The organism is Bacteroides pyogenes DSM 20611 = JCM 6294 (genome assembly GCF_000428105.1).
GTDB lineage: Bacteria > Bacteroidota > Bacteroidia > Bacteroidales > Bacteroidaceae > Bacteroides > Bacteroides pyogenes.
Genome location: NZ_ATZH01000038.1, coordinates 1 through 17,325, shown reverse-complemented (window position 1 = coordinate 17,325; position 17,325 = coordinate 1). Strand labels below are relative to the sequence as shown.

The window sequence follows — 17,325 nt, the reverse complement described above, 5'->3', positions numbered from 1 at the left end:
TCGATAAATATTTCAATAACGGATTTGGGTAAAACGGTCTCTTCGTGCGGCATGAAAGCTTAGTCGCTTAATGCCGCGCGAAGAGATTGATTTGTGAAGGAACCGATTGGTCGGTATGATGAAGATCCGACTTATTTAGCAACGGATACAAACTTCTTCATTCCTTCCGTAAAGTGAGTTTTTAACTCCCCATTTTCGTCGCTATAAATAAAACAGGCTTCGATTGCCGGATGAGTTTGACAGAAAACCATGGCTTTTTCTAATCCCATAACCATGAAAGCTGTGGCAAGCGCGTCTGCCGTCATGCAGTCTTTGGCAACTACGGTTGAAGATAGAAGGCTGTGCTGTACCGGATTGCCGGTCAGCGGGTCGATAGTATGGGCGTATTTTTTCTTGTCTTTGTAATAATAATTACGATAGTTGCCCGATGTAGCCATGCCGAGGTCGGTTAGCTCCAGAATTGTTTGAATCTCTTGTTTTGCTGATAAAGAGTCGTCTATCGGTTTGTTGATACCTACTCTCCATAATCCGTTCTTGGGGTTCTTGCCTTTCACCACGACTTCCCCGCCAATATCTACAATGAAATTTTTTATGCCTTTCCTGTTGAGGAAATCTGCTATTACATCTACTGCATATCCTTTGGCTATAGCACTGCAATCGAGCATCACCCGGGGATCTTGTTTGATGATTTTTCCTTCTCTCTGCTCAACTTTCCGGAAGCCGGTGATTTGTAGTAAACTATCTATCGTGCATGAATCCGGAAAATTCCCTTTTTTGAATCCGAATCCCCATGCATTGACCAAGGGTGCTACCGTGATATCGAAAGCCCCTTCGGTTTCGCGCGAGATTTCAAGAGAACGGTTGAAGCAATTCAAGAAAAGGCTGTCTGCTACAACGTCCTCGTTACGGTTGATTCGGCTGATGATTGAGCTGTCGTTAAAAGTCGAGAGCGATTGGTCGAACCGTTTCAATTCAGCTTCAATCTCGGGTTTGAGATCGTTTCGGTCTTGGTAGGTAATATTGTATACAGTGCCGAATATAAGCCCGGTGATGCTTTTGTAATCTGCTTCACGGTTTTTTCTAACTAATATCCATATGCTTGCCAAAATCAGGAAAGCCAACCAGAGAAAACTTTTCTTACTTTTCATACCTGTTGTTTTTATTATTTAGAAGATATTCTTTTTATTGTAAATATAGGTGTTCGATTAATATTTTAATTCCGATAAAGATAAGAATAATCCCGCCCCATAGTTCTGCTTTTATTTTTCGGGCATATCCGTTTCGGCATAGAATGCCGAAAGATGCTCCGATAAGAGACATAATGAATGAAACTAAACCGATAATAAGGGTAGGAGGGACGATTGCCTTGTAATCTCGAATCCCCAAAAAGGCAAATGAAATACCGACTGCCAAAGCATCTATACTGGTTGCTACAGCCATGGTAAATATCAGTTTTAAACTTGTAGGGTCGAATTCATATCGGCATTCTTCGTTTTTGAAAGATTCGTAAATCATTCTTCCTCCCAGAAATGCGAGGATAATAAATGCGATCCAATGATCTATGCTTTCTATCAAGTGGCTGAATGTTCGGGCGCACATCCAGCCGATGAAAGGCATGACGGCTTGAAACAGCCCGAATGAAAAAGCCGTAACCAACATCGGTTTCCATCGGATACGTTTCAACAGAATTCCGTTTGCAATAGATACAGCGAAACAATCCATCGCCAAGCCTATTGCAAGCAGCCATATTTCCAATCCTCTCATTGTTGTTTAAAAAGGCAGTTTATAGATAAGAGAATATGTTATTCCCATATTGTTCGATTTGTATTTGCCATAACCGGGTATGTACCATGGGTTGCCGTTTTCTTCGAAAGAAACCGTCGTTTTGTATTTCATCCGGAGAGTCCACCCCATGTGAAAGTTCCTGTATATGCGAACGTTTACTCCCAATACGAATTCCAACCATTGCATAGATCCCTTCATTCCCTGATAGTCGAAAGGAGCGCTTCCGCCCCAGATCTCATCTTCAAGTGCGGGATTCGGAAGTTCGTCTCCCCAAATCGGATCATCGACGGGCATGCTTGATACATCGTATTTAAAAGAACTGAAAGCATAACGGAATCCTGCGTAAAGAAAGCTGCTTTTGTCTGCTTTCTTCGCCATTGTGTTGTAGTCTATACCTATGCGGAAGAAAGGCGATGGTTTATTTTTGTAATGTATTCCCGTTTCGTTCCATGTGTCTGTGGCTCCCATACCAAACTCAAAAGCAGGGATAAACTTGTTTTTAAGATTGATGTTTACGCTGATTTCGGAGCTGATAAAGTCGCTCCCTAAAAGTTTTGCGCCCATGCCATACAAGTCGACACCCATATATATACCGTTATATAACGGAATGGTATCGACTGCTGCAACTTCTTTTTTCTTATTCTTTTGGTCTCTTTTAGGCGTCGGGTTCTGGTAACGTTGTTGTCCGGTCGCCGGAAGGCCTATCCATAAGATGATCAGAAAACTAATTAGTCTCGGCACGATCGCGGTACTTATAGAAAATCTGCAAATTCTGTATCTCATTGGTGTTAGCTTCTTTGTTTTTTATTTCCACTGACTCCATTTTCTCCGGTTGGTCGGCTTGTTTTCCATTTGTTATTTGGGCAGTAAGAATGCTTTGTTTCATCATATAGCCGCATTCCATCGACTGAAAGTAGGGAGTGTTTTGTTGGGTGATATACAATGTATCTGTATAGAGAGAGGGTTGTGCAGGATCGTAATGAAAAACAAATACCGTAGTGTTACCGGTATATCGTAAAGGAAGCTGTAATTTGTGTACATTCTTTTCTTGGTTGATAATCACTTCATCGGTTCCCAAAGCGGTAACAGTGAGTTGTTCGAGTGTGTCCTTCAGAACCTTTTGTGTCTCAGGGTCGATGGTGTATAGTGCACAGTACATCATCGGGCGTCCGGTCAGTGAACAGTCATTCTCGTCCGAGCACGATCCGTTGATAATCATAATGCCCGGGAAGATGAGCAAACACAGCAATAGATAAGTTAGGTTTTTCATCATAATTACAGTGTACCAATTATTAAGTTATAATCCATAATCCACAATCTTCTTGTCGCCACGAATAATTTTTAAATTATCTTTTCTATTTGATATTTGTTCCGTTCCGGAGAGTTACGTGAAATTAACTCGCCTAAGAATCCGGCAAGAAACAGTTGAGTTCCAATAATCATGGCCGTAAGTGACAGATAGAAATAAGGAGAATCGGTTACCAATCGGTAAGAAAGTCCGTTATACATGGCATATAGTTTACTGGCTCCTACAACGATGACCGAGATCACACCGATAATAAACATCAGTGAGCCTAATAAACCGAAAAAGTGCATCGGCTTGATTCCGAATCTCGAGAGAAACCAAAGAGAAAGCAAATCGAGATATCCGTTTACAAAGCGGTTTAGCCCGAATTTAGTCGTTCCGTATTTTCGTGCCTGATGATGTACTACTTTTTCACCAATCTTCTTGAATCCGGCATTCTTTGCCAAATAGGGAATGTAACGATGCATCTCGCCATATACTTCGATGTTTTTCACCACTTCCTTTCGATAAGCTTTCAAACCGCAGTTAAAGTCGTGCAAATTTTTTATACCCGATACTTTGCGTGCTGTAGCATTGAAAAGTTTGGTAGGCAGCGTTTTCGACAACGGATCATATCTCTTTTGCTTCCATCCCGAAACCAAATCGAAACCATCTTCAACAATCATGCGATATAGCTCGGGTATTTCGTCCGGACTGTCTTGCAAGTCGGCATCCATTGTGATTACGACATCGCCTTTCGCTTCCTTAAATCCACAGAACAAAGCAGGTGATTTGCCATAGTTACGGCGAAACTTGATTCCTTTTACGTGATCAGAATTTGCTTTAAGTTTTTCTATCACGTTCCACGAATGGTCTGTGCTTCCATCATTTACAAAGATTACTTCGAATGAGAAGCCGTTGGCATTCATTACTCGTTCTATCCAAGCATATAGTTCGGGAAGCGATTCTTCTTCATTGAATAATGGGATTACAACTGATATATCCATTGGGCTAATTACTGTTTATTCGTTTATTTCTAGAAAACGTGAGTTGCAAGGGAATTAATTATGTGGCAATTTGCTGTTACCCGGTTGCTTTTTTTTCATCACCATCAATCCGGTAGGAATGGCCAATATACTCCCCCAAAACAGATTGCCCGATAAAAGTTGCATGGTGATATTGATGGGGGTGAGCAAACTTACTGTATTGATTGTTTCCTCTACTATTTCTTTATGTTCTGCCAAAGCGGGTGTTTTTATCACCAACTCTTCCCATAGCTGAGCATAGGAATTGATAATAAATCCATGGTCAATGAATTGCAAGTAAACGTAATGTGCTACTGCGACAAGCAATGAAGCAAACATGTACATGAATAAGCTGAAGAGAAGGGCATGGGTGAAAGTGATTACTCCTCCGCATATTTTATCCCGATATGTTTTGGCATAATGGTAGCCGATGAATGGGACAGCCAGAGTAAGCACTATGAATAAAAGAGAGAGGAAAGGAATATGGAATCCTAAGGGGAATAAGGTGAATTTCAGTATCCAATACACTCCCATATAGGTGCCGAAATGCATGGCATATTTTTGTAAATGGCTTCTGTTCTCTGTCATCTTTAATTATTTGAATAGGGCACAAAGATACAAATAATATCGGTTGATGAGAAAAATATGCTTATTAAAGTTGACAGACAGATATTAAAGGGCATTGAGAGAGTTTTATTTTCTTTAATCGGTTGAAAAGTAATTGATTAGTTTATAAAAGATGAAAAAATGAACGAAAGGTATTGCAATTTAAAGAAAAATGTCTACCTTTGCAACCGCAAAACGGGTAAGTCCTATACGGCCAGCTCCCTTCGAATCCTCCAGGGCTTGATCGCAGCAAAGGTAGTTGGTTGTAGCGGCGCGATATAGTCAGCTTACCCACCCGCCTCTTTAGCTCAGTTGGCCAGAGCACGTGATTTGTAATCTCGGGGTCGTTGGTTCGAATCCGACAAGAGGCTCAAAAAAGGCATTCCGAATGTATCGGGATGCTTTTTTCGTATTATTCCGTTATTTTCTTCTCTCTTCTTTTTTATGTAAACTGTTTTTTTATGTGCACCGCCTGTATAATGTTATGAAAACACCTAAGGCTGCCAGTATTATAAGTAATGTAATCCCGAATGCCCAATAGTTAACCACTCTCGACTTGGCTGTAAGCATATAATCGCCTGCCAAAAGGCGGAAAGCGTTTACTCGCCAGACGGCCGTATCTTTGTCTATAATCCCGGCATTGGAGGAAATAAGCTTGCCGGGCATGATTAGCTCGAATCGTATATTGTGATAGAAGACATTGATGAAACCGATTCTTTTTTCATACGTTGTCTCTATTTCTTCTTGTTTGACCTTATAAAGTCGGGAGAAATAGTCTGTTTGGCAGGTTTGATCGAGAAAACCACATATTGCTTCAGGTGCTGTTTTTTCCAACTGATCTACTCCTTCCAGATGCTTTTTGTAAACAACTTCTTTCAGCTTTTCCCATTGATGCGTATATGTGGTATCGTTTTGGGCGAGCGCGAAGTGACGAATGACTTCACTACTGATTTCATAAAGGTTTCGGATATACCATGCCATGAACTTCGATTCGATATGGCTCAAATGCTCGTTTGCTTCCATGCCGTTTAAACTGGTATAGAATGTATTGTCTCCTCGAAGCCATAAAGTTTGTTCCGCTTTGTTCAAATAGTTGTCGAGAGGAACCGGACCTTTGTCGGGAAGTTCTTTGTAGGTAGCCGTATATGTATAATAGGTATAAAACCATTTGAATCTTTTTTTTAGTTGTTCTTGCGGAACTGCCAATGGATACGCATATTCTTTGTCCTTAGATACGGAAAAGCATTGTCCGTTTACTGCGGAGATTTTTCTATATGCTTTTATATTCAATTTCTCTTGTGCTCCCCAAAAATCGAATACAATGCCGGAATCCAAACCTTCTACTTGCCAATTGGCTCCTGTTTGAAACAGAAATGGATTGTGGACCCCTTCTTTTGTTTGGCGAACCGAATCGGTATGTGTGTACACCTCTCTATACATGCTTCCGTCGCCCGCTATTCGTGAAACCATCCGGTAGTGAGTGTCGCACGAAACCATAAGGCATAACAATGTAGCTGTGATAAGAATATTCGTTTTCATCTGTCCTCCTGTTTTAAACGGTTTTCTTTTAAAAAGATTTTTTTCTGTGTTTCGCGCAGTTTGTGCTGCTGTGCATATCGCTCCCACAGGTAAGAGTTTTTTTCCACAAGTTTCATCTTTTGCCAATTGGTCGGTAAAGAAATGCCCGGATTGCTTCTCCTGTAGTTTTGTATGCTTTGTTTCTCTATATCGAGCGAAAGCGGAGGGAAGCAAACGCCATGGACAAACAGCAATATCAATAGTGTTGCGGCTATGCCCGCTATCCAACTTGCGGTAAGAAAAAGCTTCCGCTTCTTGCATTTCTCATCTGTGCGGGAAATAGCGTCGGAAATACTTTTTATCAGCTCCTCCGGATTCTTTACCACAGGCTGTCTGTTTCTGATTTCGGACAGCCAGATTTCATATTGTTCTTTTTTCTCTTTCATATGTCCATAGATAGTTGATTCATTTTTTCGCGTATATTTTTCCGAGCCAGATATAAATTGCTTTTTATCTTTTCGGCAGATAATCCGGTGATGGCTTCTACTTCCTGCACTTCGAGTTCTTCGACGTCGCGCAGAATGAAAATTTGTCTTTGTCGGGGAGGCAACTCGCCGGTGTATCGCAAAATGAGCTCTTTCAATTGTCGGTTGTGGAGGTTTTCCTCGATGTCATCGCCCGATGGAATGTTTGTAACGGAGGCAAAAGAATGTTCCGGTTCTATGGGAAAACGATGGTATGAACGTAAGCGGTCGTAGCAGGTGTTGGAAGCTATTTTATAGATCCAAGTGGAAAATCGGTATGCTCTGTCGTATGTTTTCAAAGCGAGCCATACTTTTATGAAAGTCTCTTGTACGGCGTCTCTGGCTTCTTCTTCGTTGCAAAGTAACCGGAAAGCAAACCCAAATACCAATGCTTGGTATTCGGCAACCAAACAAGCGAATGCTTTTTTGTCTCCTTTCCTCCCACGGTCTATCAGCTCTTGTATTTTTTCCTGATTCATCGTTTTTTGTTCTTCTCTATTATATGATACGCGGTAAAATGCGACAAGTCGATTGCAGAACGCTCAAATATACGAAATATATAAAAAAACTGCCTCCGTCTTTTTTGACAGGAGGCAGTCTGAAGAATATAATCGATAGATTTATCTTCTTCTAATGTGAGGAGAAGCGGATTTACTTGATTCTCTTATATCCGTACACAGCTAAATCGCCGAGCTCTTCTTCGATGCGGAGCAATTGATTGTACTTCGCCATACGGTCTGAACGGCTCAGCGAACCGGTCTTGATTTGTCCGCTGTTGGTTGCTACGGCGATATCCGCAATCGTAGCGTCTTCGGTTTCGCCGGAACGGTGCGAAGTAACGGACGTATAGCCGTGGCGGTGAGCCATGTCGATGGCATCCAGCGTTTCTGTCAGCGAACCAATCTGGTTTACTTTGATGAGGATAGAGTTGGCACAACCTTTTTCAATACCCTTTGCCAGGAAGTCCACATTGGTTACGAACAGGTCATCGCCCACCAGCTGACAACGGTCACCGATGCGCTCTGTCAGTTTCTTCCATCCGTCCCAGTCATTTTCGCTCATGCCGTCTTCGATGGAGTCGATGGGATACTTGTTGATCAGTTCTTCAAGGAAGTCGATTTGCTCCTCTGCCGTACGTTTCTTGCCTTTGGCGCCTTCAAACTTGCTGTAGTCGTAGATGCCGTCTTTGTAGAATTCCGAAGAAGCGCAGTCCATACCGATCATGATGTCTTTGCCCGGTTCGTATCCGGCTGCCTTGATAGCGGCGAGAATAGAGTTCAGGGCATCTTCTGTTCCTTCCAGTTCGGGAGCGAAGCCACCTTCATCACCTACGGCCGTACTCAGTCCGCGGTCCTTCAACACTTTCTTCAAGGCATGGAAAACTTCGGCGCCCATTCTCAGCCCTTCTTTGAAAGAAGAAGCGCCTACAGGGCGAATCATAAACTCCTGAAAGGCAATAGGAGCGTCGCTGTGCGAACCTCCGTTGATGATATTCATCATCGGAACAGGCATTACGTATGTGTTTGTTCCGCCGATGTAACGGTAAAGAGGAATGTCCAGATAGTTGGCGGCGGCTTTGGCTACTGCCAAAGATACACCGAGAATGGCGTTGGCTCCCAAGTTCGATTTCGTCGGCGTGCCGTCCAAAGCCAGCATGGCATGGTCGATGGCGCGTTGGTTGAGTGACGACATGCCCGCCAGTTTCGGAGCAATCAGTTTATTCACGTTTTCAACCGCTTTTTGTACGCCTTTTCCGCAATAACGGCCTTTGTCGCCGTCGCGGAGTTCTAGCGCTTCATGTTCACCTGTGGAAGCACCTGACGGGACAGACGCGCGTCCCATCACACCGCATTCCAACATTACATCCACTTCTACTGTGGGATTGCCTCTCGAATCGAGAATCTCCCGGGCTACAATCTTTTCTATTTTCATCGTTTCTATTGTTTTTAATAAAACTTCTTGCAAAAGTACGGGCTAAACAGCGAGGTGCAAATCACTATAAATAGGTATTGTCTTCGTTCGCTTTCATTATATATGGTTAGTCGCGCTATATAAATAACGGTAAAAGAGAGTTTTTGTTTTCGTTGCATTAGTAAAATCAAGACGTTCCCTTAAACAATTCATTCGTCTTTCGTCTGTGTTTTATTCGTCTGCCGAATGAGAGACGAATAAAACACAGACGAAAGACGAATGGGACACAATCGGCAGACGAATAACTTTTACTATAAAAAGAGTAAGCTGTTGCAGTGCGAAGAGTAATGTATCATCCTTAACGGCAGTATTTCCCATTTACACAAAAGATTTTATAGTGCCAATTTGAAGAAGAACATTGTTAGTTTTTTCTTTTTAGAAACAACTGTTTGATTGTTAATCCAATAATTATGAAACCTAAAACTATTGTGATCACAATGAAAAAAGTACCATGAAACGTTGTTATAATCCCCAAAAAACTCCAGTATAGGAATAATTTCATAATTCTATGCCAAACATTGTCTTTCATAAGAGTTACTTACTTGTTCCAGAAATAGGCACTATTAACAGATACAGAAATCATCATATATAGTTTTTCTTTTTCTGTATCCGTTAAATTTTCCAACCTCTCTATCCTCTTAATATAACTATTTGCAATAAAAATTACTTCATTTATATTGCTAGGATAAGTATTATATATTTCTGTATATAAATCATATATAATTTTTTCGTTTTCAGTTAATAATGTATTAGTATCTTCAAAAAGAGTACTACTTTCAAATGTATTATTAACATAAGAGGTCGAGACTTCATTCATAACATTGTCACATAATTGAGAAAAGTGCTCATTTTTTAATACTGCACTTTCCATTTTCTGATAATCATTAGAAACTACATTTGTAGTAGTTTGAAGGCTTTCGTGTACCAAAAGACTTTCATTGTCCAGTTGTATTGCCGGATTGGTCGTTGTTGAGCATCTCGTAATGATAGCTGGAGTTTCATTTGTATATTCTAAGATTGAATTATGTAAGCCGCCCATAATATTAATATATTTGAATTTTTCAGGAAAGTCCAATTTAATATAAGTAATTTTTTCTTCTTTTATTTGAGCATATGCATTCATAAGTATGCTAGAAGAAAAGTTTGATATAGAGGCTTTATTGGCAACAGCATCAAAAGCAGCAAAAGAAGCACCTGCTCCGCATATAATTCCTCCTACAGCACAGGCAACAACCCCACCTGTACCTCCAGTCGCTATCCCTATTAATCCTGCAATTTCTTTCGTTGCCGAAATACCTGCACCTGCACCCGCAATGTCAGCCCCGGTAACAATTAACGCTTTTTTAAATGAATCCCAGAAACCTCTAGTTGAGACATAATCAGTTGAAGAATGGGGTGCGTTGAGAAGAGAATCATTGAAAGTTTGAAACATTTGAGCAGTGCTATTCACTTCAAGTTGAACATTATCCAAAATTGAATGCTTAGAGTTATCACAAGCACAACAAACTGTAATTAAGAGCAATAATAACATTTTCTTTTTCATGATGCATAAATTTGAATTAAACAATATAGAAATAAAAGATTTAGTCCTTTATTGATTTAAGTTTCGCAAGTTCAACCTGCTAGTTTTAATTTGCAAATATCGTAGATATGGTTCATCTCATCCGATCTGTTAATCATAACATCATAGATATCCTCATCGACCAAACCGAAGAGGTTTGCCATTGCTATGATCAGTTTTTTGAGAGCTCCTCATATTCTTTTTACTATTGATTAATATTCAAACTTTAATGATACTCGATGCAACAAGAAAATATCATCTACATTGCTACACTTCTTAATCATAGATCTCGAAAATAGGATTTTTTCTAGAAATTTGCAAGAAAACGAACATAGATATTTGGTTTTTCTTTAATTTTGATGGTAATTTCTTTGCCTTTTTTCTTTATGTGAAAAAACTGAACGGAAAATCTGAAACTTCGCAGGTTACTTTTTTTACAGGACAAATTCTTTTTTATACTTTTGTACCATCTTTTTAAAAATATCGTTTTACGAGGATATTGAAAATATAAACAAGAGAAACAAATAACATGGGAGGTTTTTTCGGAACAGTCTCGAAAAAAAACTGCGTGACTGATTTATTCTACGGTACAGATTATAATTCGCATCTGGGAACCAAGCGGGGAGGACTTGCAACGTATAGTGAGGAACAGGGATTTATCCGTTCCATTCATAACCTGGAAAGTGCATATTTTCGCTCTAAGTTTGAAGGTGAACTTGTCGACTTCAAGGGAAATGCCGGTATTGGTATCATCAGTGACACAGATGCACAGCCTATCGTTATCAACTCTCATCTGGGACGCTTCGCTATTGTTACCGTAGCTAAAATAGCCAATCTTGCCGAACTGGAAGAGGAACTGCTGAAGAAGAATATGCACTTTGCGGAGCTGAGTATGGGAAATACCAATCCTACGGAGTTGGTAGCTTTGCTCATCATTCAGGGGAAAACTTTTGTCGAAGGCATCGAGAATGTTTTCAAATACATCAAAGGTTCATGCTCCATGCTTTTGTTGACTGAAGACGGCAGTGTGATCGCAGCCCGTGATCGCTTGGGGCGCACACCTGTAGTGATTGGAAAGAAAGAAGGAGCGTATGCTGTTTCCAGTGAGTCGACCTGTTTCCCGAATCTCGGCTATGAAATAGAAACGTTTTTGGGACCGGGAGAGATTATCCGTCTTTACTCCGATCGTGTGGAACAGCTCCGAAAACCCGGCGAAGAAATGCAGATCTGTTCTTTTCTTTGGGTGTATTACGGCTTTCCTACTTCATGCTATGAAGGAATTAATGTGGAAGAAGTACGTTTCAACAGCGGCGTGAAGATGGGACGAAAAGATGAATCGGAGGTGGACTGCGCTTGCGGCATCCCCGATTCGGGAGTCGGTATGGCGTTGGGGTATGCCGAAGGGAAAGGTATTCCGTATCATCGGGCCATTTCGAAATATACGCCTACGTGGCCTCGCAGCTTTACACCGGGCACTCAGGAACTCCGCTCGCTTGTGGCTAAAATGAAACTCATACCGAATCGTTCCATGTTGCAGGGCAAACGTTTGCTGTTTTGCGACGACTCCATCGTTCGGGGTACACAGTTGCGCGACAATGTAAAAGTGTTGTATGATTATGGAGCAAAAGAAATTCACATGCGTATCGCTTGTCCGCCTTTGATCTACACTTGTCCGTTCTTAGGATTTACGGCTTCCAAGAATGCCTTGGAACTGATTACTCGCCGGATAATCAAAGAGTTGGAAGGGGACGAAAATAAGAATCTTGAAAAATACGCAACGACCGATTCACCCGAATATAAAAAAATGGTAGGGATTATTGCCGAACGTTTCGGTCTCACTACTTTGAAATTCAATACGCTGGAAACTTTGATAGAAGCAATCGGGTTGCCTAAATGCAAAGTATGCACACACTGTTTCGATGCCAGCAGCCATTTTTAACGAACAGTCTCATTATAAAAAAGAGCTGTGAATTGCTTGTCAGTTCACAGCTCTTTTACTAACTTTACGGCATTGTAAACATATAAAACGCTTAATTTTAATAGAGATCACATGAACTTAGTAGATAGATTTTTGAAGTACGTAAGCTTCGATACGCAGTCTGACGAGTCGACTGGCGTTACCCCCAGTACTCCCAAGCAAATGGTGTTTGCGGAATATCTGAAAGCCGAATTAGAGGCTTTAGGTTTAGAAGAAATAACGTTGGATGAACACGGTTATCTGTTTGCCACTCTGCCGTCGAACGTTGAGAAAGAAGTGCCGGTCATCGGATTTATTTCCCACATGGACACCAGCCCCGACATGACGGGCAAGGATGTTTCTCCGCGTATCGTCGAAAATTATGACGGGACAGACATTGCTCTTTCCGCAGAAGGAAACATTGTTCTTTCTCCTGCGCAGTTCCCCGAATTGCTTGCCCATAAGGGAGAAGATTTGATTGTGACCGATGGCAAAACTTTGTTGGGAGCTGATGATAAAGCGGGAATTGCCGAAATCATATCGGCTATGGAGTTCTTGAAAGAGCATCCTGAAATTAAACATGGGAAAATACGTGTCGGCTTTAATCCCGATGAAGAAATCGGTTTGGGTGCGCATAAGTTCGATGTGGAAAAGTTCGGTTGCGAATGGGCGTATACGATGGACGGCGGCGAAGTTGGAGAGCTGGAGTTTGAAAACTTCAATGCGGCCTCTGCTAAAATAGTTTTTCAAGGACGTAACGTACATCCCGGTTATGCCAAAAACAAGATGATCAACTCCATCCGGATCGCTCAACGTTTCATCGAAATGGTGCCTGCACAAGAAGCTCCCGAACATACCTCCGGCTACGAGGGGTTTTATCATCTCATCGGTGTTCAGGGCGAAGTGGAACAAAGTACGGTAAGTTATATTATCCGCGACCACGACCGTGATAAGTTCGAACATCGCAAGAAAGAAATGGAGCGATTCGTTGCCCGGATCAATGCCGAGTACGGAGAAACAACGGCTACTCTGGAGATGCGTGACCAATATTATAACATGCGCGAGAAGATCGAGCCGGTGATGCACATCATCGATGTCGCTTTCGCGGCGATGGAGGCGGTTGGTGTGAAGCCGAACGTGAAACCCATTCGGGGAGGTACGGACGGAGCCCAACTTTCTTTCAAAGGTTTGCCTTGTCCGAATATTTTTGCGGGGGGGCTGAACTTTCACGGGCGCTACGAATTCATTCCCGTGCAAAGCATGGAAAAAGCAATGGCAGTGATTGTGAAAATAGCCGAACTGGTAGCAGCCCGCTGATAGCGAACAATGTAGGACGGGATGCTTTCCGGCGTTTCGGGGCAGCGTTCCGTTTGTTTGCCGGTAATAAAGATCCCTGATAACAATGAGATAAACTTAAAAATCAAAAATCAAAAAACTTAAATCATGAAAACCACTCCGTTTACAGAGAAACACATTGCGCTCGGCGCGAAAATGCATGAATTTGCAGGTTACAACATGCCTATCGAATATTCCGGTATCATCGACGAACATTTGACGGTTTGTCAGGACGTAGGCGTGTTCGATGTGTCGCATATGGGAGAGTTCTGGGTGAAAGGACCGAATGCATTGGCTTTCCTGCAGAAGATTACATCGAACGATGTTTTCGCTCTTGCGCCCGGCAAGGTGCAATATACATGTTTCCCCAATGATAAAGGCGGAATCGTAGACGATTTGCTGGTGTATCAGTACGAGCCGGAGAAGTATCTGCTGGTGGTAAATGCCGCCAATATCCGAAAAGATTGGGATTGGTGTGTTGCTCATAATACGGAAGGCGCGGAGCTGGAAAACGCTTCGGATCGCATGGCGCAACTTGCCGTGCAGGGGCCAAAAGCCATTCTGGCTTTGCAGAAACTGACAGACATTGACTTGGCATCCATACCTTATTACACGTTCAAGGTACTCGAATTTGCCGGAGAGAAGAATGTCATCGTTTCCAATACCGGATATACGGGCGCCGGAGGATTTGAACTATACTTCTATCCCGATGCCGCCGATAAAATATGGGATGCTGTTTTTGAAGCCGGTGAAGAGTATGGTATAAAACCCGTAGGCTTGGGTTGCCGCGATACATTGCGTCTCGAAATGGGATTTTGCTTGTACGGCAACGATCTGGATGACACAACTTCGCCGATAGAAGCCGGGTTGGGTTGGATCACTAAGTTTGTGGAAGGTAAGAATTTCATCAATCGCCCGATGCTCGAGAAGCAAAAAGCGGAAGGAGTTTTGCGTAAGCTTGTCGGATTCGAAATGATCGACCGCGGAATCCCCCGCAAAGATTATGATTTGGTAAATGCGGAAGGAGAAAAAATCGGAGTTGTAACCTCCGGAACCATGTCTCCGACTCGAAAAATAGGAATCGGACTGGGATATGTGAAACCTGAATACAGTAAATCTGGAACCGAAATCTATATAGATTTGCGCGGACGGAAATTGAAAGCAATGGTTGTGAAGCCTCCTTTTAGAAAATAAAACCTGCATGTCTCATTTGCCTACACTTATAGCCGACCTTGCGCTGATTTTGATTTGTGCGGGTGTCATGACACTGCTGTTTAAGAAGTTGAAACAACCCTTGGTGCTGGGGTATGTGGTCGCCGGTTTTCTGGCAAGTCCCCATATGCCTTTTACCCCTTCGGTAATGGATACTGCAAATATCAAGATATGGGCGGATATCGGTGTTATATTTTTGTTGTTCGCACTCGGTCTGGAGTTTAGTTTTAAGAAGATAGTGAAAGTAGGCGGCTCTGCTGTCATAGCCGCCTGCACGATTATCTTTTGCATGATACTGTTGGGTATCGGTGTGGGAATGAGCTTTGGTTGGCATCGCATGGATTGTCTTTTTCTGGGCGGCATGATCGCGATGTCTTCCACTACTATCATATACAAGGCCTTTGATGATTTGGGATTAAGAAAGAAGCAATTTACAGGCCTGGTCTTGAGCATTTTGATTTTAGAAGATATTCTGGCTATTGTCTTAATGGTAATGCTTTCTACGATGGCAGCCAGTCATAACTTCGAGGGTTCCGAAATGCTGGGGAGCATCGCAAAACTCGTTTTCTTTCTCATTTTATGGTTCGTGGTGGGCATTTATCTCATTCCTTTGCTTTTAAGGCGTGCCAGAAAGCTGATGAGCGAAGAGACTCTGCTGATTACCTCATTGGCGCTTTGCTTCGGTATGGTGGTACTGGCCTCACATACCGGATTCTCTGCGGCATTCGGGGCGTTCATCATGGGATCTATTTTGGCCGAGACGATTGAAGCGGAGTCTATCGAACGATTGGTGAAGCCCGTGAAAGACCTTTTCGGCGCTATTTTCTTTGTTTCTGTGGGAATGATGGTAGATCCGGAAATGATCATAAGATATGCGTTGCCTATTTTTGTGATAACTGTTGCCGTGATTCTGGGACAAGCCGTATTCGGGACACTGGGAGTAATCTTGTCGGGGAAACCTCTGAAGACGGCAATGCAGTGCGGTTTCAGTTTGACACAGATCGGGGAGTTTGCTTTTATTATCGCTTCTCTCGGGGTTTCTTTGCGGGTAACGAGTGATTTTCTGTACCCTGTAGTAGTTGCAGTTTCTGTCATTACCACATTTCTTACTCCATACATGATTCGTATAGCCGATCCGGTCTCTACTTTCGTTGACAATCATTTGCCGGTATCGTGGCAAAGAGTGTTGAGACGCTACTCTTCAGGGTCACAAACCGTACTCAATCATGAAAGTTTGTGGAAAAATCTGCTCTTGGCTATGACACGCATTACAGTGGTTTATTCTATTGTCAGCATTTCGGTTATCACACTCTCTTTTCGTTTTGTTGTTCCTTTATTTAAAAATAGTTTGCCTCATTTCTGGGCTTCGTTATTGGGGGCTGTTTTTATTATTCTCTGTATTTCGCCTTTTCTGCGTGCCATTATGGTAAAGAAAAACCACTCGGTTGAATTTACGACTTTGTGGCATGATAATCGTGCCAACCGCGCGCCTCTGATTGCTACCATTGTTATTCGGGTAGTAATAGCCGCTTTGTTTGTCGCTTTTGTTATAGCGGGCCTGTTTAAGGCTTCTGTCGGGCTGATGATTGGAGTTGCGGTGTTGACTGTTTTGCTTATGGTATGGTCGCGCCGGCTGAAGAAGCAGTCTATTTTGATTGAACGCCGTTTCTTTCAAAACCTGCGTTCAAGAGAAGTACGCGCTGAATATCTGGGAGAAAAAAAACCGGCTTATGCGGGACGTTTGTTGTCGCACGATTTGCACCTGGCAGATATGGAAATACCGGGAGAGTCGCCTTGGGCAGGGCGAACTCTGGCTGATTTGAACTTCGGTAAGAGATACGGAATTCATATCGTTTCAATCCTTCGTGGAAAAAGAAGGATAAATATTCCGGGAGGTTCGGTTCGTCTTTTTCCTTTCGATAAAATTCAGGTCATAGGTACCGACGAATTGCTCAATGTATTTAGCTCGGCGATGTCTAGCGGGGCGGCTATCGATACTGATGTGTACGAAAAAAGCGAAATGGTGTTGAAGCAGCTTTTGATTGACGAAAACTCCATTTTCTTGGGAAAAACTGTTCGAAATTCGGGAATACGCGATAAGTTCCGTTGTTTGGTTGCCGGTGTCGAACGCGAAGACGGAGTACTTATGAGTCCCGACGTAAATGCTCCCTTTGAGCAAGGTGATGTGGTTTGGGTAGTGGGTGAAAAAGAAGATATATATGAGTTATTCTTGCACCAATAAGGAAAAATCCGTTAGAATTTATACAGAATAAAAATAAGGCTATTGATTTTCCGTATATTAACGTGAGTTCGACGAATTTAGAATAGTGCAAGTTGTGTATCCAGTGTCCTCTGTACATTGATGCACGGCTTCTTTGGGAACAAGCAATATGCAGCAATAGCACCGAGCAGATTGACGATGAAATTATCAAAGCATCTGTGTCTGGAATGCTCTATCTGTGCAATATTCTTCAGCTCATCATTCACGGTTTCTATAATAGCCCTCTTTCTGAGCAAGAGCTTATCGGAGACGCTCATCAAAGCCC

16 protein-coding genes and 1 tRNA gene are annotated in these 17,325 nt (G+C 42.3%); 5 read left to right on the top strand and 12 right to left on the bottom strand.

The annotated features are described in order from the left end of the window. Positions 1–131: 131 nt before the first annotated feature. From C234_RS0110475 to C234_RS0110450, 6 genes are all read right to left on the bottom strand, one after another. Positions 132–1,148, bottom strand: coding sequence for an FAD:protein FMN transferase (locus C234_RS0110475; protein ID WP_027325729.1), 1,017 nt, complete (start codon positions 1,146–1,148; stop codon positions 132–134). A gap of 34 nt (positions 1,149–1,182) precedes the next feature. Further along, positions 1,183–1,764, bottom strand: a complete 582-nt coding sequence (locus C234_RS0110470) for a manganese efflux pump MntP (RefSeq protein WP_027325728.1) — start codon at positions 1,762–1,764, stop codon at positions 1,183–1,185. Between the two features lie 6 nt (positions 1,765–1,770). Continuing rightward, on the bottom strand, positions 1,771–2,568 hold the full coding sequence (locus C234_RS0110465) for a DUF6048 family protein (protein WP_034537463.1): 798 nt from the start codon (positions 2,566–2,568) through the stop codon (positions 1,771–1,773). Further along, the gene (locus C234_RS0110460; protein ID WP_027325726.1) at positions 2,510–3,055 is read right to left on the bottom strand and encodes a DUF6452 family protein; all 546 of its coding nucleotides are present in this window, start codon (positions 3,053–3,055) and stop codon (positions 2,510–2,512) included. Before C234_RS0110460 ends, C234_RS0110465 begins: the two co-directional genes overlap by 59 nt. Before the next feature lie 71 nt (positions 3,056–3,126). After that, positions 3,127–4,077 carry a glycosyltransferase family 2 protein gene (locus tag C234_RS0110455; protein ID WP_027325725.1) on the bottom strand — a complete coding sequence of 317 codons (951 nt, stop codon included), beginning with the start codon at positions 4,075–4,077 and terminating at the stop codon, positions 3,127–3,129. 54 nt (positions 4,078–4,131) lie between these two features. Further along, positions 4,132–4,683 (bottom strand): DUF4199 domain-containing protein, encoded by a 552-nt coding sequence (locus C234_RS0110450; RefSeq protein ID WP_027325724.1) that lies wholly within the window; start codon positions 4,681–4,683, stop codon positions 4,132–4,134. A 315-nt stretch (positions 4,684–4,998) separates the two neighbouring features. Between C234_RS0110450 and C234_RS0110445 the strand changes: the two genes are divergently transcribed. After that, a tRNA-Thr gene (locus tag C234_RS0110445) sits at positions 4,999–5,072 on the top strand. An 88-nt stretch (positions 5,073–5,160) separates the two neighbouring features. On the opposite strand, the gene C234_RS0110440 is transcribed toward C234_RS0110445, so the two are convergent. The 5 genes from C234_RS0110440 to C234_RS0110415 all read right to left on the bottom strand — a co-directional run bounded on the left by C234_RS0110440 (position 5,161) and on the right by C234_RS0110415 (position 10,257). After that, positions 5,161–6,240, bottom strand: coding sequence for a hypothetical protein (locus tag C234_RS0110440; protein WP_027325723.1), 1,080 nt, complete (start codon positions 6,238–6,240; stop codon positions 5,161–5,163). Beyond that, complete coding sequence (locus tag C234_RS0110435; protein ID WP_027325722.1) at positions 6,237–6,665, bottom strand: hypothetical protein; 429 nt, start codon at positions 6,663–6,665, stop codon at positions 6,237–6,239. Before C234_RS0110435 ends, C234_RS0110440 begins: the two co-directional genes overlap by 4 nt. After that, positions 6,662–7,222 (bottom strand): RNA polymerase sigma factor, encoded by a 561-nt coding sequence (locus tag C234_RS0110430; protein ID WP_027325721.1) that lies wholly within the window; start codon positions 7,220–7,222, stop codon positions 6,662–6,664. The genes C234_RS0110435 and C234_RS0110430 overlap by 4 nt, the downstream gene beginning before the upstream one ends. Before the next feature lie 172 nt (positions 7,223–7,394). Next, complete coding sequence (gene eno, locus C234_RS0110420; protein WP_027325720.1) at positions 7,395–8,675, bottom strand: phosphopyruvate hydratase; 1,281 nt, start codon at positions 8,673–8,675, stop codon at positions 7,395–7,397. A gap of 577 nt (positions 8,676–9,252) precedes the next feature. Beyond that, a complete protein-coding gene (locus C234_RS0110415) occupies positions 9,253–10,257 on the bottom strand; it encodes a hypothetical protein (RefSeq protein WP_027325719.1) in 1,005 nt (334 codons plus the stop codon). Between the two features lie 547 nt (positions 10,258–10,804). Between C234_RS0110415 and C234_RS0110410 the strand changes: the two genes are divergently transcribed. The 4 genes from C234_RS0110410 to C234_RS0110395 all read left to right on the top strand — a co-directional run bounded on the left by C234_RS0110410 (position 10,805) and on the right by C234_RS0110395 (position 17,021). Further along, complete coding sequence (locus C234_RS0110410) at positions 10,805–12,214, top strand: amidophosphoribosyltransferase (RefSeq protein WP_027325718.1); 1,410 nt, start codon at positions 10,805–10,807, stop codon at positions 12,212–12,214. A gap of 111 nt (positions 12,215–12,325) precedes the next feature. Then, positions 12,326–13,549: a peptidase T gene (gene pepT / locus C234_RS0110405; protein ID WP_027325717.1), complete on the top strand. Its 1,224-nt coding sequence runs from the start codon at positions 12,326–12,328 to the stop codon at positions 13,547–13,549. 126 nt (positions 13,550–13,675) lie between these two features. Beyond that, positions 13,676–14,761, top strand: coding sequence for a glycine cleavage system aminomethyltransferase GcvT (gene gcvT, locus C234_RS0110400; RefSeq protein ID WP_027325716.1), 1,086 nt, complete (start codon positions 13,676–13,678; stop codon positions 14,759–14,761). Between the two features lie 7 nt (positions 14,762–14,768). Further along, a complete protein-coding gene (locus C234_RS0110395) occupies positions 14,769–17,021 on the top strand; it encodes a monovalent cation:proton antiporter family protein (RefSeq protein WP_027325715.1) in 2,253 nt (750 codons plus the stop codon). A gap of 77 nt (positions 17,022–17,098) precedes the next feature. On the opposite strand, the gene C234_RS0110390 is transcribed toward C234_RS0110395, so the two are convergent. Continuing rightward, on the bottom strand, positions 17,099–17,325 hold a 227-nt coding region (locus tag C234_RS0110390), incomplete at its 5' end, for a transposase (RefSeq protein ID WP_154656409.1).